The organism is Salmonella sp. GDC200615 (genome assembly GCF_050574145.1).
GTDB classification, from domain to species: domain Bacteria; phylum Pseudomonadota; class Gammaproteobacteria; order Enterobacterales; family Enterobacteriaceae; genus Salmonella; species Salmonella enterica.
Window position 1 is genome coordinate 3,303,302 of the sequence record NZ_CP192247.1, and the last position, 13,809, is coordinate 3,317,110.

The window sequence follows — 13,809 nt, forward strand, 5'->3', positions numbered from 1 at the left end:
TCTAATCTTATTTGTATAAAATGTCGCATTATGCCGCCCGATGCTATTAACGACGAGGGATTACGGTAACCATAGCCAGGGTGATGAATTGTTTCTTTTTGGTTAATCATGGCGCGCTTATGGGTCACGTCTCAGCATCGGCAACGAACGGGGGAGACGTCGCGTTTGCATCGGAAACACAAACGTTAACTGACAGCGAGGCCCGCCTCTGACAAAATAGCGTCATCCCCTTTGACTTGAAGTAACAGATGGAATCTTCTCTCTGATGGCAGCAAAGATTATTGACGGTAAAACGATTGCGCAGCAGGTGCGATCTGAGGTTGCTCAAAAAGTTCAGGCACGCGTCGCAGCAGGACTTCGCGCTCCCGGCCTGGCTGTGGTGTTGGTCGGCAGCAATCCGGCCTCACAGATTTATGTCGCAAGCAAACGTAAAGCGTGCGACGAAGTGGGGTTCGTCTCCCGCTCCTATGACCTGCCAGAAACCACCAGCGAAGCCGAACTGCTGGCGCTTATCGATACTCTGAATGCAGATAACACGATTGACGGTATTCTGGTGCAGTTGCCTTTACCGGCAGGTATCGACAACGTTAAAGTGCTGGAGCGTATCGCGCCAGATAAAGACGTAGACGGTTTCCATCCTTATAATGTCGGTCGTCTGTGTCAGCGTGCGCCACGCCTGCGTCCCTGTACGCCCCGCGGTATTGTGACGCTGCTTGAGCGTTACAATATTGATACCTACGGCCTGAATGCGGTGGTCATTGGCGCGTCCAATATCGTTGGACGCCCGATGAGCATGGAGCTGCTGCTGGCTGGCTGTACGACTACCGTTACGCACCGCTTTACCAAAGATCTGCGTCACCATGTCGAGCATGCTGATTTGCTCATTGTCGCCGTAGGTAAACCGGGCTTTATTCCCGGCGAATGGATTAAAGAAGGCGCAATTGTGATTGATGTCGGTATTAACCGTCTGGAAAATGGCAAGGTCGTTGGCGACGTCGTGTTTGACGAAGCCGCGGCGCGCGCGTCATACATCACGCCAGTACCGGGCGGCGTCGGCCCGATGACGGTCGCCACGCTTATCGAAAACACGCTGCAGGCGTGCATTGAATATCACGATCCACAAGGAAAATAACATGGCGACATTCTCTTTAGGCAAGCACCCGCACGTCGAGCTGTGCGATCTGCTCAAGCTGGAAGGCTGGAGCGAAAGCGGCGCGCAGGCGAAAATCGCCATTGCCGACGGGTTGGTGAAGGTTGATGGCGTGGTTGAAACGCGTAAACGCTGCAAAATTGTCGCCGGGCAAACCGTTAGCTTTGAAGGCCAAAGTGTGAACGTCGTGGCCTGATTACGCTGTCTTTTCAGATAATCATCCACTTAATCCTCTGCGTTCCAACTGCTAGCATGGCTATTTCCCTGTGAACCATCGCTATGCCTACCGTTATCACCCACGCCGCCGTTCCTCTGTGTCTTGGCGCAGGCTTAGGCCTGAAAGTTATCCCTCCTCGCCTGCTGTTTGCCGGTGTTGTGCTGGCGATGCTCCCCGATGCCGACGTGCTGGCCTTTAAATTTGGCGTCGCCTACGGCAACGTGTTCGGCCATCGTGGATTTACCCATTCTTTACTTTTCGCATTCGTCCTCCCCCTGTTGTGCGTACTCGCGGGACGACGATGGTTTCGAGCGGGGCAGGTGCGCTGCTGGCTGTTTTTAACCGTTTCATTGCTGTCGCACAGCCTGCTGGATTCGATAACCACGGGTGGGAAAGGCGTCGGCTGGCTGTGGCCGTGGTCGGATGAACGTTTCTTTGCGCCCTGGCAGGTGATTAAAGTCGCGCCGTTTGCGCTTTCAAGCTACATCACGCCGTATGGACACCAGGTCATTCTCTCAGAATTGCTGTGGGTGTGGTTGCCGGGAAGTATTTTAGTGTTATTTCTATGGGTACTTAAAACGCATATTAAAAGGAATCAATATGAATAAAATGACATTCGCCGCCGCGGTCATCTGTTTCTCATTTTCCCACGCCAGCTATAGCGAAGAAATGTCTGCCACTGGCTGGTATGCGGCATCGTCTGCGGTTGTCAGCGTGGGCAGTTCCGCACTGGTTAGCGGAATTATACTCTCCCCCGTACTGCTGCCGCTCAACCTGAGCATTGGATCTGTTGTCGAAAATAAAAAGCAAAAAACCGCGCTGTTAACCACTAAGTCCCCCGATAACAAAGACATTAAAATGCAAGTTCCTCTAAATGTCGTCAAAGAAGGCAACCTCAAAGCAGGTGATAAAGTCACTCTGGAAAAAACGCAGGAAGGCACCGGCGCTTATTTGAAAAAAGAGGGCAAGGTCCTTGCCCATATGGTAAATCAGGACGACGCAGGACTTTCCAGCAACCAGACGGTACCGGCCAAATGAAGCGGTTCGCGTTTGCCCTGTGGCTCAGCGCAATCTCGCTCAACGCTTATGCAGACAGTGCTAACTGTCACCAAAAAGCAAACACGCCGGAGAGCATCGCAGCGACAATGGATCAGGCGCTACAGCTCAAACAACAGCTTAACAGTCAATCCGATCCGGTCGTCATTCTGGTTCGCCAGGGGCAAGATATGTCGAGCCGACATTTAACCTGGTCACATGCTGGCTATGCCATGCGCCAGCCAAACGGAGACTGGCGGGTTTACCATAATCTGAATACTTGCGGAACCGCTGAATCAGCGCTCTATATACAAGGTCTGTATGAGTTTCTGGCTGATGACCTGGTGAATCAGAGCATTGCCGTTTTGCGCCCGCGTTCAGATATCGCGACGGCATTACAAACGCTCTTACATAGCGCTATCAAACTCAATCTCTTCCACAGTCCCCGCTATAACCTGATTGCGTGGCCTTTTTCCGGCCCTTATCAGAATTCGAATGGCTGGCTTCTCGAAGTGTTTGCGCGAGCAAACGATGCGCAGATTTGGTCACGTAATGATGCCCGCCGCTGGTTGCAGCTTCAGGGTTATCAACCCTCTATCGTTAGTGCTGGCACTTTTGAACGATTAGGCGCAAAACTGTTCACCCCTAACGTTTTCACCGACGATCAGCCAGCAGAATTGCTGCGAAAAGGAAATGTGGGGCTAAACAGCGGCGACAGCGTCATCCGCTTTATTGCCCATTACAGCCGGGCAATGCCCGGGTGTGAACATCAGAATCTGGGGGAGTCGGTGTGTGTTTATCTTTCGCCCGGTGCGAAAAAATAAAAAACAGGCCGTTCTATGCAAATAGAGCGGCCTGTAAAAGCGCTTACTTACGCCGCCAGGTGGTGCCCTGCGGGCCATCTTCCAGAATAATACCCATTTCAGCGAGACGATCGCGCGCCGCGTCCGCCGCCGCCCAGTCTTTCGCTTTACGGGCATCCAGACGCTGTTGAATCAAGGCTTCAATTTCCGCAACTTCACCGTCATCCGCCTGCGCGCCGCTTTGCAGGAAAACATCCGGCTCCTGCTCCAGCAGTCCCAGCACGCCGGAAATCTTCCGCAGATGAGACGCCATCGCATTCGAGGCGGTCATATCCTCGCCCTTCAGACGGTTGACTTCACGCGCCATGTCAAACAGGACGGAGTAGGCTTCCGGCGTATTGAAATCGTCATTCATCGCCTCCACGAAACGCGCTTCAAACGCCTCGCCGCCCGCCGGGGCCGCTGATTTATCCGTTCCACGCAATGCGGTGTATAGCCGCTCCAGCGAAGCGCGCGCCTGCTTGAGGTTCTCTTCGCTGTAGTTCAGTTGGCTACGGTAATGCCCGGACATCAGGAAGTAGCGCACGGTTTCCGCATCGTAGTATTTCAGCACGTCGCGCACGGTAAAGAAGTTGCCCAGCGATTTGGACATCTTCTCGCGATCCACCATCACCATACCGGAGTGCATCCAGTAGTTGACGTATTCGCCGTCATGCGCGCAGGTAGACTGGGCAATCTCGTTTTCATGGTGCGGGAACATCAGATCGGAACCGCCGCCGTGAATATCAAAATGGTTGCCCAACTGCTTGCAGTTCATCGCCGAACATTCAATGTGCCAGCCCGGACGCCCTTCGCCCCACGGCGACGGCCAGCTCGGCTCGCCCTCTTTCGACATTTTCCACAGCACGAAGTCCATCGGGTTACGCTTCACGTCAACGACATCTACGCGCGCGCCCGCCTGAAGCTGCTCAAGATCCTGACGGGAAAGCTGCCCATAAGTCGGATCGGTCGGTACATCGAACATCACATCGCCGTTATCCGCCACATAGGCGTGTCCTTTCTCGATTAAGGTGCGGGTGAGCTCGATAATTTCCTGAATATGGTGCGTCGCACGCGGCTCGCTGTCCGGACGCAGAATATTCAGCGCGTCGAAGTCCTGATGCATTTCCGCAATCATTCTGTCGACCAGCGCGACAAAACTTTCGCCGTTTTCATTGGCGCGTTTAATAATTTTATCGTCGATATCGGTAATGTTACGCACATACTTCAGCTTATAACCGAGAAAACGCAAATAGCGCGCGACAACGTCAAAAGCGACAAACGTGCGTCCGTGGCCAATGTGGCAGAGATCGTAAACGGTGATACCACACACGTACATGCCGACTTCCCCGGCATGAATGGGTTTGAATTCCTCTTTTTGGCGCGTCAGTGTATTAAAAATTTTTAACATCGAAGATTCCGTATAGACGTGTGTGGGTAATAATCTCTGTATGATACATATTATTCGTAATCGAAGCAGCACACTTTGCAAGGTGATCGCAGCTTACGGTTATGCTATAACAAGCCCCTATATGTGCCCCATTGCGGGCTAAAGCACCACTCTCTTGGAACAGGATGCAAAAATGGTTACTTTCCACACTAATCACGGCGATATCGTAATCAAAACCTTTGATGATAAAGCGCCTGAAACAGTTAAAAACTTCCTGGACTACTGCCGCGAAGGTTTTTACAACAACACCATTTTCCACCGTGTGATTAACGGTTTTATGATTCAGGGCGGCGGCTTTGAGCCGGGCATGAAACAGAAAGCCACCAAAGAGGCGATCAAAAACGAAGCCAACAATGGTCTGAAAAATACCCGTGGTACGTTGGCAATGGCACGTACTCAGGCGCCACATTCGGCTACCGCGCAATTCTTCATCAACGTGGCAGACAACGACTTCCTGAACTTCTCCGGCGAAAGTCTGCAGGGCTGGGGCTACTGCGTCTTTGCGGAAGTTGTAGAAGGTATGGACGTGGTAGATAAAATCAAAGGCGTCGCCACTGGCCGTAGCGGTATGCACCAGGACGTACCAAAAGAAGACGTCATCATTGAAAACGTGACCGTCAGCGAGTAATCGTGGCGACACTGTTTATTGCAGACTTGCATCTGCAAACGGAAGAACCGGCGATCGTCGCCGGTTTTCTGCGTTTTTTAGCCGTAGAAGCCCGCCAGGCCGACGCGCTGTATATTCTTGGCGATCTCTTCGAGGCCTGGATTGGCGACGACGACCCCAACCCGCTACATCGTGAAATGGCCGTTGCCATTAAATCGCTGGTTGATTCCGGCGTCCCCTGCTTCTTTATTCATGGTAATCGCGACTTCCTGATTGGCAAACGCTTTGCCCGCGAAAGCGGCATGACGCTACTGCCGCAGGAAAAAGTGCTCGACCTGTATGGCCGCAATGTGTTGATTATGCACGGCGATACGCTCTGTACCGATGATGCCGGATATCAGGCGTTTCGCGCCAAAGTCCATAATCCGTGGGTTCAACGGCTGTTCCTTACCCTGCCGCTGTTTATCCGCCGCCGTATCGCCGCCAGAATGCGCGCCGGCAGTAAAGCCGCCAACAGCAGCAAATCGCTGGATATTATGGACGTCAATGCGCAGACCGTCGTCGCCGAAATGGAAAAACACCGCGTACAGTGGCTGATTCACGGTCACACCCACCGCCCGGCGGTGCATGAACTTTCCGCCAACGACCAGCCCGCGTTCCGCGTGGTGTTAGGCGCATGGCATCATGAAGGTTCAATGGTAAAAGTCACGCCGGACAACGTTGAGTTAATCGCCTTCCCCCTGTAAATGTTCGTCGAATCGTCCGTTACGGCGCGCACGCAACCGTTTTCCTTGCCTGATTATCATGCTATTCTCTGACACCTCAAAAGCAGCGTGTCCCGCACCACAGGAGTTTTAAGACGCATGTCTTCCCGCAATAATCCGGCGCGTGTCGCCATCGTGATGGGGTCCAAAAGCGACTGGGCTACCATGCAATTCGCCGCCGAAATTTTTGAAATTCTGGATGTCCCGCACCATGTAGAAGTGGTTTCCGCCCATCGCACCCCCGATAAACTGTTCAGCTTCGCCGAAACGGCGGAAGAGAACGGATATCAAGTGATTATTGCCGGCGCGGGCGGCGCGGCGCACCTGCCGGGAATGATTGCGGCAAAAACGCTGGTCCCGGTACTCGGCGTGCCGGTACAAAGCGCTGCGCTAAGCGGCGTGGACAGCCTCTACTCCATTGTGCAGATGCCGCGCGGCATTCCGGTGGGTACGCTGGCGATCGGTAAAGCCGGTGCCGCTAACGCCGCCCTGCTCGCCGCGCAGATTCTGGCGCAACACGACGCGGAACTGCATCAGCGCATTGCCGACTGGCGCAAAGCGCAAACCGATGAAGTACTGGAAAATCCCGATCCGCGGGGGACGCTATGAAGCAAGTTTGCGTTCTCGGCAACGGACAACTGGGCCGAATGCTGCGCCAGGCGGGCGAACCGCTGGGTATCGCCGTCTGGCCGGTTGGTCTGGATGCAGAGCCTACCGCCGTGCCGGTACAGCAGAGCGTCATTACCGCAGAGATTGAGCGCTGGCCGGAAACCGCGCTTACCCGCGAGCTGGCGCGCCACCCGGCCTTCGTCAATCGCGATGTATTTCCGATCATCGCCGACCGTCTGACACAAAAACAGCTTTTCGATAAACTGGGACTCGCGACCGCGCCGTGGCAGCTGCTGACCAGCACCGACGAGTGGTCCGGCATCTTTGACCGTCTGGGCGAACTGGCGATTATTAAGCGTCGCGTTGGCGGCTACGACGGTCGCGGGCAGTGGCGTCTACGCGCGGACGAAACCGGGCAACTGCCGGATGACTGCTATGGCGAATGTATTGTTGAGCGCGGTATCCATTTTTCCGGCGAAGTGTCGTTAGTCGGCGCGCGCGCTCATGACGGCAGTACCGTGTTTTACCCGCTAACGCACAATTTGCATCAGGACGGTATCTTGCGGACCAGCGTCGCGTTCCCACAGGCGAACGCCGAACAGCAGGAGCAGGCGGAATCGATGCTGTCAGCAATTATGCAGGCGTTGAACTACGTCGGCGTAATGGCGATGGAATGTTTTATCACGCCGGAAGGCCTGTTAATCAATGAACTGGCGCCGCGCGTGCATAACAGCGGACACTGGACGCAAAATGGCGCCAGCATCAGTCAGTTTGAATTGCATTTGCGCGCGATTACCGGCCTGCCGTTGCCCGCGCCGGTGATTAACGCCCCGTCGGTGATGATCAATCTGATCGGCAGCGAGCTGAATTACGACTGGCTGAAGCTGCCGCTGGTACATCTGCACTGGTATGATAAAGCGGTACGTCCGGGGCGAAAAGTCGGCCATCTGAATCTGACCGACAGCGATACGTCACGTCTTAGCGCCACCCTGGAAGCGCTCTCTCCGCTCCTGCCGGGCGAATACGCCAGCGGCATTATCTGGGCGCAAAGTAAGCTTAAATAAACAGCGTGGGCGGCGCATTCTCTGTCGCCGCCCGTCGCGATCACAGACGGATGCAGGTTCCCGCCCTGCCCGCCAGGGTATCGTCAATACGCGATAATGCGCCAATCCATGCCGGCTTTCCGCACCGCTTCACATACCCGCTTACCGCGGTCACCTTCGGCCCCATCGCGCCATCGGCTTTGGCAAACGGCGCCAGCTCATCGGGCGAAGCCTGACGAATAGCGCGCTGCTGCGGCGTTCCCCAATGTTCATACACCGCATCCGCATCCGTCAAAATGATCAGACCATCGGCCGCTATCTGCTCCGCCAGCAATGCCGCCGCCAGGTCTTTATCTATCACCGCCTCGACCCCTTCGCCTTCGCCGGCAACAGGTACCCCGCCACCGCCGCTGCAAATCACCACATGGCCCTCTTTTAGCAATAACTCAATAGCGGCGCTTTCGATAATCTGACGCGGCGCCGGGGAAGCGACGACACGGCGCAGATATTTTCCATCACGTTTCATATGCCAGCCATAAGTCGCTTCCAGCGCCATTTGCTCTTCTGGCGAATAAACGGGACCGATAAACTTTTCCGGCTCAAGAAAAGCAGGATCGTCCGCCGATACCTTTATCCGCGTTAATACCGTAGTCACCGGCGGCATATCGGGTTCAAGCGCCAGACGCTGCGCCAGCATATAGCCGATCATGCCCTGACTTTCCGCTACCAGCACATCCAGCGGATAAGGCTCAACGGCTTTCCAGGCAAGGTTCTGTAAAGCCAACAGGCCGACCTGAGGGCCGTTGCCATGTACTATCGCCAGCCGATACGAGCGGGCAAGTCGCGCCAGCGCGGGCACCGCGTCAGCAATATTGCGATATTGATTCTCTGCCGTTAGCGCTTCTCCGCGCTGCAATAATGCGTTGCCGCCAAGAGCAACTACCAACGTTTTCATTCCCTATCCTTTTACTATTTGTTGTCCAAGCCAGAACCCCAGCAGCGTATCCGCGCCAGAGGTGTGCCCCAGCGCCAGCAGTCCGTCAATCGCCGTTTCTGTGCGAGCATCTCGTCGCAGCGCATGAATAAAGTGGAGTAAAGGCGACGCGAAATAACCCATAGCCGCATAGCGTAAATAGCTGACGCTCACGAGCGTCGTCGCCCGATCAAGGCTGCCGGATTGGGCAAAAAAATTACGCCCGACGCGTTCATCTATGGCGCCAAAATACCAGGCCGCCAGCAACATTCCCGTCAGCGTGTCGTCATGACTGGGCGTTAAGCCCGGCCCTTTACCCAGCCATAGCCGCCAGTCAGTCGCAGCACCTGCAAGCGCCGACTGAAAGCAGTGACAAAACTGGCGAAGTTCCGGACATAGAGGCTGGGCTGCTGCGACGGTTAACGGCCCAAACAGTCCCGTCTCCTCACTACGCTGCATGTACGTCGCGTTAAGACGCGGCGACGCAAGATAGCGCGGAACCCGCAGCGAACAGCGCCTCTCCGGCTCGCATAAAAGAAACTCGCCAATCTGAATACCGGCAGCGGTTGACTGCGGTTTTTCGCCATCGGTGAGCACATCGCGCAAGGCGTCAAAATCGCCGCCGCGCAGTATCCACCCTCCCGGACTGAAGCCGCTCCCCCGACGGTGAAGCGTTAATAACTCACCGCTTTTCGCCACAAAATTAATAGAGCGACGCCATACCCCTGACATCTGCCAGGGTTGCCGATAATCCGCCGATTGTCGGCTTGCCATAAGAGGATGGATACGTTTCATGAGACGCTCTCTTAACTTACGCCCATGCTTTCCGCCAGCGCTTCCAGCGCCTGCTCGAAACAGGCCAGCGGCGCACGGACGGTTCCCGCGCCAATCTGTCCAATCCCCGCCTCTTTATGCGCGATACCCGTGTTAATCAGCGGCGTAATTCCGGTCTCGACCACGCGGCGGATATCCAGTCCCAGACAGGCCCCCTGAAAATCCCAGCCGGGGATTTGTAGCTGCATGTTGCGTTCGAGATAAATTTCAGCCATCTCTTCAGAAACAGATTTCGCCGCTTCCATTCCCCCGGCACCGACAAAACGCGTTACGCCAGGCGCGGCAATCATCGCAGCGCCGCCAATACCAAACGTTTCAGTAATGGCGCTGTCGCCCATGTCCGGGTTGGCCTGATCCTGCGAAAAACCGGTAAAAAATAGCCCCTGCGGCGTATTAACAGGCGCGGTGAACCAACGGTCGCCCAGACCGCTAACCCGAATGCCAAACATATCGCCATTACGGGTCATCGCCGTCACAATACTGCCGGCGCGAATCTGCGCGCCCGCGTCCATGGCGGCTTTACAGTAGGCCATCGCCAGATTAAGGAAGAATTGATCGGTGACGCTCAGAAAATCCATCACTTCCGCTATCTGCTGCTTATCGTGTTCCAGACGGGCGATATGCGGCGCCAACGTGCGCATCAGCAATGCGGAAGAGGCGATATTGCGCTGGTGGAATTCATCTCCCATCGTAATGCCCTGCGCCATCATTGCGGTCAGGTCGAGCCCCCGCTCCAGACGTCCCAGCGCCGCGCTTAATACCGGCATCAGCATATCACGCATCCAGCGCAAACGTTGCTGAACATCCTCGCCATAGGCGCCGAAACGCATCACTTTGCCGATCCCTTCGTTGAGATTGCAGTACGCGCGATTGCCGTCGGTGATATTTTCCACGACCAGCATCGGCATACTGGCTGAGGTAATACCGCCCATCGGCCCCACGGCGTTAACGTGATGGCAGGGAATAAAGTTGACCTTTCCCTGCTCTAACAGCGCGAGCGCGCTCATTTCATCTTTGGCCCATCCTTCAAACAGGCATGCGCCGATACAGGCGCCTTTCATCGGGCCGGTCATCTCTTGCCAGCGCATCGGCGGGCCGGCATGAAGAAGCGTTTTCCCTTGATTGAGCACGCTAATTAATGAAGAAGCTGGCTTCACATCCAGCCAGTGCGGACGTGCGCGACGAATTTGTTCGATGACTGCAGCGTTGGCTTGCGCCACTGATGTAAACATGGGAACCCCTTATTGCAAACGTTCTAACAGACGAGCCAGTTTTTTATTACCGCCAGCGACAGGCGCCCACTGGTAGTGCACCACGGGCATACCGGCAGCCTGTAAATCCAGCGCGAAGCTACGTAACCCGGCATTAATCACCGCTACCGATTCCAGTAACCGGGGAGCTGATGGATGAGTGGAAGAGAGAGTGGGTCGAATCAGTTCCGCGGCCAACAGAGTGGCTTCGGGAAGAGAATCCACTACCGTGATGCCGGCATCTTCGAGCGCGGCGATTTGTTGCGAGCGGCACTGAGGATCGCGTTCCGTTCCGGTGACGGTTGCGATGGCGAACAGCGGCTGATCGCTGGCGCGTGCGGCGCATGCCTTCTGCCAGGCCTGAATCAGCGATGCGGCGGGATCGGCGGTCGCGCCAAAACCAATAACGACGTCCACTAATAACACGCGTACCTGCGGCTGCGCGCCAAGCCCGGCGATAAGCTGATTACGTAACGCCGGGTCGATCATCGGATGTGGTCGCCCAACGGTATAAAAGTCATCGCCCAGATCGATAATCTGGTGGCCGTCAGCGTCAAGCATCATGCCATGGTGATGTTCCGTATCCGCCGCGACGCCCAGATAGCCGGCCAGCAGCCCCGCCGCTTCCGCCGCCAGCGTTCCGCCGGTATAGAGGCCACGAATCACGCCGCCTGTTGAAACCATTTCTTTACGCTGCGACGTCACGCGAGACAATAAACATGCCAGGCGGGCGGCTTCATCCAGCGTCGAGGCAAACCAGACGTTTCCCTCACGCGCAACGGGAGAGGAAAACCCTAAGAACAGCGCTACAACGGGTTTCCCGGTGGCTTTCATCGCCGCGATAATATGCTGACGAACCGCATCGGCAGGCGGTTTGGAGACAAAGGCCAGCACCTGGCTCTTTTCATCCGCGCTGAGTATCTCCAGTGCCGTTAGCGCGCTGATCCCGCCGACCTCGGCGCTCAAATCGCGTCCGCCAAGCCCGATGGCATGGGTAATCCCTTCCCCCGCCAGCGCAATCTGTGAACAGAGCTCCTGAATACCGGTGCCGGAAGCGCCAATCACCCCGATGTTGCCCTCTGGCATGACGTTAGCGAAAGCCAGCGGCGTATTGGCGATCATAGCGGTGCCGCAATCCGGCCCCATGACCAGCAGTCCTTTATCACGCGCCCGGCGTTTTAGTCTGATTTCATCGTCCAGCGTGACATTATCGGAGAAGATCATCACGTTCAACGAACGATCCAGCGCCTGCTCTGCCAGTTCCGCCGCATATTCGCCGGCCACCGATACCAGCGCCAGATTCGCCTCTGGCAGTTTCTGACAGGCGCTTTCCCAGCGTCTGACCTGGATTAACGACTGGCTGCCGCTGCTTCCCTGCGCCAACTGCTGCAATGCTTCTTCGAGCTGTTGCACAATCACCTGCGTAATGCCGTCATCTACCGCTTCGGTACGAATCGCCACGCAAATGTCATTGGGCGTAGCGCCATGAAAATCGTCATGCCAGAAACCGGTAGTTTCCAGCAGCGACTTATTCGCAGGCGTTCCCATCATTACCGATACATCATCAACATTTTCGGACTCACTCAGCTTTCGAGAAATAATCATTAAGCTGACAGAGTCCTGAAAACACCCTTTTTTAATAAAGGCGTGGATCATAACAACTCCTTAATAATTGCACCCATTGCAATTGCACGAGCAGTGTTAATGTGCGCTTCACGGTATATATCCGGGAGGGTAAATAGAGTGATTAACGTCACATCAAATTTATTAACAAAAGAATTCAAACAACGGCTAAAGGATTAGTTATGATTTTCTAAAAAAGCTTTTTATTTAAGCAAAAAGATAAAACCCGCCTGATTATCAAATAAATTCTAATTATATTTTTTTGCCTGTCTGGATCACATAATCATTTTATTTTCCCGGTATGTTAATCGCAGTCATGCTTCACACCGTCGTTAAAAAGGAAGACAGATGAAAATCAGTCGGGAAACACTCCATCAGCTTATCGAAAATAAGCTTTATAAAGCCGGACTAAAACGTGAGCACGCCGCCACCGTCGCCGACGTATGGTTTATGCAGATGCCAGAGGTATTCACTCACATGGCGCCGTACGCGTTGAATATTATGCCGAACGAATTTCAAAAGGCGGCACCAACCGGGAGCCGACGTTCCGCATTGAGAATACCGGTCCCTGTACGGCGATACTGCATGCCGATAATGCTGCCGGACAGGTCGCAGCCAAAATGGGAATGGAGCATGCTATTGAAATAGCCAAAAAAAAATGGCGTCGCGGTTGTCGGCATTAGCAGAATGGGCCATAGCGGCGCCATCTCTTATTTCGTCCGCCAGGCTGCTCGCGAAGGCCTGATTGGTCTGTCTATCTGTCAGTCCGATCCTATGGTCGTGCCGTTTGGCGGGGCGGATATTTACTATGGCACTAATCCGCTGGCCTTTGCCGCGCCGGGCGAAGGCGATGACATCATTACCTTTGATATGGCCACCACCGTGCAGGCCTGGGGAAAAGTCCTCGATGCACGGTCTCGCAATGAGTCCATTCCGGAGAGTTGGGCCGTCGATAAAAACGGCGCGCCGACACATGATCCTTTTGCCGTCAATGCGTTATTACCCGCCGCAGGCCCGAAAGGTTACGGCCTGATGATGATGATCGATATTTTGTCCGGCATTCTGCTGGGGCTGCCGTTTGGCCGCCAGGTCAGTTCGATGTATGAAGATTTACACGCCGGACGCAATTTAGGACAACTTCATCTGGTCATTAATCCAGCGTTCTTTTCTTCCTGTGAATTATTCCGCAAACATATTAGTCAGACTATGCAGGAACTCAATTCCGTGAAGCCCGCTCCCGGTTTTAAACAGGTTTATTATCCTGGACAGGATCAGGATATTAAACAGAAAAATGCCGATATGAATGGTATCGATATTGTTGATGATATTTATCAATATCTGATTTCCGATGCCCTCTATCTCAAGTCATACGAAACAAAAAATCCCTTTGCCCAATAATTATTGAAACAGGA

At 54.5% G+C, this 13,809-nt stretch carries 14 protein-coding genes and 1 pseudogene; 10 read left to right on the forward strand and 5 right to left on the reverse strand.

Annotated features, from left to right (window positions below; translation table 11 throughout):
- The first annotated feature begins 265 nt into the window (after positions 1 to 265).
- From folD to ACQ29O_RS16000, 5 genes are all read left to right on the forward strand, one after another.
- Positions 266 to 1,132 carry a bifunctional methylenetetrahydrofolate dehydrogenase/methenyltetrahydrofolate cyclohydrolase FolD gene (gene folD, locus ACQ29O_RS15980; RefSeq protein WP_000729165.1) on the forward strand — a complete coding sequence of 289 codons (867 nt, stop codon included), beginning with the start codon at positions 266 to 268 and terminating at the stop codon, positions 1,130 to 1,132.
- 1 nt (position 1,133) lies between these two features.
- Positions 1,134 to 1,346 (forward strand): ribosome-associated protein YbcJ, encoded by a 213-nt coding sequence (gene ybcJ / locus ACQ29O_RS15985; protein ID WP_000190281.1) that lies wholly within the window; start codon positions 1,134 to 1,136, stop codon positions 1,344 to 1,346.
- Between the two features lie 83 nt (positions 1,347 to 1,429).
- On the forward strand, positions 1,430 to 1,975 hold the full coding sequence (locus tag ACQ29O_RS15990) for a metal-dependent hydrolase (protein WP_001143571.1): 546 nt from the start codon (positions 1,430 to 1,432) through the stop codon (positions 1,973 to 1,975).
- Positions 1,968 to 2,405, forward strand: coding sequence for an STM0539 family protein (locus ACQ29O_RS15995; protein ID WP_001038574.1), 438 nt, complete (start codon positions 1,968 to 1,970; stop codon positions 2,403 to 2,405). Before ACQ29O_RS15990 ends, ACQ29O_RS15995 begins: the two co-directional genes overlap by 8 nt.
- Positions 2,402 to 3,226 (forward strand): DUF2145 domain-containing protein, encoded by an 825-nt coding sequence (locus ACQ29O_RS16000; RefSeq protein ID WP_000819118.1) that lies wholly within the window; start codon positions 2,402 to 2,404, stop codon positions 3,224 to 3,226. Before ACQ29O_RS15995 ends, ACQ29O_RS16000 begins: the two co-directional genes overlap by 4 nt.
- Before the next feature lie 43 nt (positions 3,227 to 3,269).
- Here the strand turns inward: ACQ29O_RS16000 and cysS are convergent, their stop codons facing one another.
- A complete protein-coding gene (gene cysS / locus ACQ29O_RS16005) occupies positions 3,270 to 4,655 on the reverse strand; it encodes a cysteine--tRNA ligase (RefSeq protein WP_000912378.1) in 1,386 nt (461 codons plus the stop codon).
- 172 nt (positions 4,656 to 4,827) lie between these two features.
- Here cysS and ppiB point away from each other — a divergent pair, with 172 nt between their 5' ends.
- From ppiB to purK, 4 genes are all read left to right on the forward strand, one after another.
- The gene (ppiB, locus tag ACQ29O_RS16010; protein ID WP_000255991.1) at positions 4,828 to 5,322 is read left to right on the forward strand and encodes a peptidylprolyl isomerase B; all 495 of its coding nucleotides are present in this window, start codon (positions 4,828 to 4,830) and stop codon (positions 5,320 to 5,322) included.
- A gap of 2 nt (positions 5,323 to 5,324) precedes the next feature.
- Entirely contained in the window at positions 5,325 to 6,047 is a 723-nt protein-coding gene (gene lpxH / locus ACQ29O_RS16015; RefSeq protein WP_000212289.1) for a UDP-2,3-diacylglucosamine diphosphatase, read from the forward strand.
- Positions 6,048 to 6,164: 117 nt separating this feature from the next.
- Positions 6,165 to 6,674 (forward strand): 5-(carboxyamino)imidazole ribonucleotide mutase, encoded by a 510-nt coding sequence (gene purE, locus ACQ29O_RS16020; protein WP_000098736.1) that lies wholly within the window; start codon positions 6,165 to 6,167, stop codon positions 6,672 to 6,674.
- Positions 6,671 to 7,738, forward strand: a complete 1,068-nt coding sequence (gene purK / locus ACQ29O_RS16025) for a 5-(carboxyamino)imidazole ribonucleotide synthase (RefSeq protein ID WP_000815603.1) — start codon at positions 6,671 to 6,673, stop codon at positions 7,736 to 7,738. Before purE ends, purK begins: the two co-directional genes overlap by 4 nt.
- Positions 7,739 to 7,778: 40 nt before the next feature.
- Here purK and ACQ29O_RS16030 read toward each other — a convergent pair whose 3' ends face one another.
- From ACQ29O_RS16030 to ACQ29O_RS16045, 4 genes are read right to left on the reverse strand one after another with little or no spacing between them, the layout of a single operon-like run.
- Positions 7,779 to 8,672 carry a carbamate kinase gene (locus ACQ29O_RS16030; protein WP_000855344.1) on the reverse strand — a complete coding sequence of 298 codons (894 nt, stop codon included), beginning with the start codon at positions 8,670 to 8,672 and terminating at the stop codon, positions 7,779 to 7,781.
- A 3-nt stretch (positions 8,673 to 8,675) separates the two neighbouring features.
- Positions 8,676 to 9,485 carry a DUF2877 domain-containing protein gene (locus tag ACQ29O_RS16035; protein ID WP_000821193.1) on the reverse strand — a complete coding sequence of 270 codons (810 nt, stop codon included), beginning with the start codon at positions 9,483 to 9,485 and terminating at the stop codon, positions 8,676 to 8,678.
- Positions 9,486 to 9,496: 11 nt separating this feature from the next.
- Complete coding sequence (locus tag ACQ29O_RS16040; protein WP_020937086.1) at positions 9,497 to 10,756, reverse strand: DUF1116 domain-containing protein; 1,260 nt, start codon at positions 10,754 to 10,756, stop codon at positions 9,497 to 9,499.
- A 9-nt stretch (positions 10,757 to 10,765) separates the two neighbouring features.
- On the reverse strand, positions 10,766 to 12,430 hold the full coding sequence (locus ACQ29O_RS16045) for an acyl-CoA synthetase FdrA (protein WP_000580912.1): 1,665 nt from the start codon (positions 12,428 to 12,430) through the stop codon (positions 10,766 to 10,768).
- Between the two features lie 315 nt (positions 12,431 to 12,745).
- Here ACQ29O_RS16045 and allD point away from each other — a divergent pair.
- Positions 12,746 to 13,795: pseudogene (gene allD / locus ACQ29O_RS16050) on the forward strand (ureidoglycolate dehydrogenase AllD).
- Positions 13,796 to 13,809: the final 14 nt, after the last annotated feature.

Bases quoted from the DNA above. Each gene is read 5' to 3' on its own strand.
- folD (WP_000729165.1), top strand. From the start codon at position 266: ATGGCAGCAAAGATTATTGACGGTAAAACGATTGCGCAGCAGGTGCGA.
- ybcJ (WP_000190281.1), top strand. From the start codon at position 1,134: ATGGCGACATTCTCTTTAGGCAAGCACCCGCACGTCGAGCTGTGCGAT.
- ACQ29O_RS15990 (WP_001143571.1), top strand. From the start codon at position 1,430: ATGCCTACCGTTATCACCCACGCCGCCGTTCCTCTGTGTCTTGGCGCA.
- ACQ29O_RS15995 (WP_001038574.1), top strand. From the start codon at position 1,968: ATGAATAAAATGACATTCGCCGCCGCGGTCATCTGTTTCTCATTTTCC.
- ACQ29O_RS16000 (WP_000819118.1), top strand. From the start codon at position 2,402: ATGAAGCGGTTCGCGTTTGCCCTGTGGCTCAGCGCAATCTCGCTCAAC.
- cysS (WP_000912378.1), bottom strand. From the start codon at position 4,655: ATGTTAAAAATTTTTAATACACTGACGCGCCAAAAAGAGGAATTCAAA.
- ppiB (WP_000255991.1), top strand. From the start codon at position 4,828: ATGGTTACTTTCCACACTAATCACGGCGATATCGTAATCAAAACCTTT.
- purE (WP_000098736.1), top strand. From the start codon at position 6,165: ATGTCTTCCCGCAATAATCCGGCGCGTGTCGCCATCGTGATGGGGTCC.
- purK (WP_000815603.1), top strand. From the start codon at position 6,671: ATGAAGCAAGTTTGCGTTCTCGGCAACGGACAACTGGGCCGAATGCTG.
- ACQ29O_RS16030 (WP_000855344.1), bottom strand. From the start codon at position 8,672: ATGAAAACGTTGGTAGTTGCTCTTGGCGGCAACGCATTATTGCAGCGC.
- ACQ29O_RS16035 (WP_000821193.1), bottom strand. From the start codon at position 9,485: ATGAAACGTATCCATCCTCTTATGGCAAGCCGACAATCGGCGGATTAT.
- ACQ29O_RS16040 (WP_020937086.1), bottom strand. From the start codon at position 10,756: ATGTTTACATCAGTGGCGCAAGCCAACGCTGCAGTCATCGAACAAATT.
- ACQ29O_RS16045 (WP_000580912.1), bottom strand. From the start codon at position 12,430: ATGATCCACGCCTTTATTAAAAAAGGGTGTTTTCAGGACTCTGTCAGC.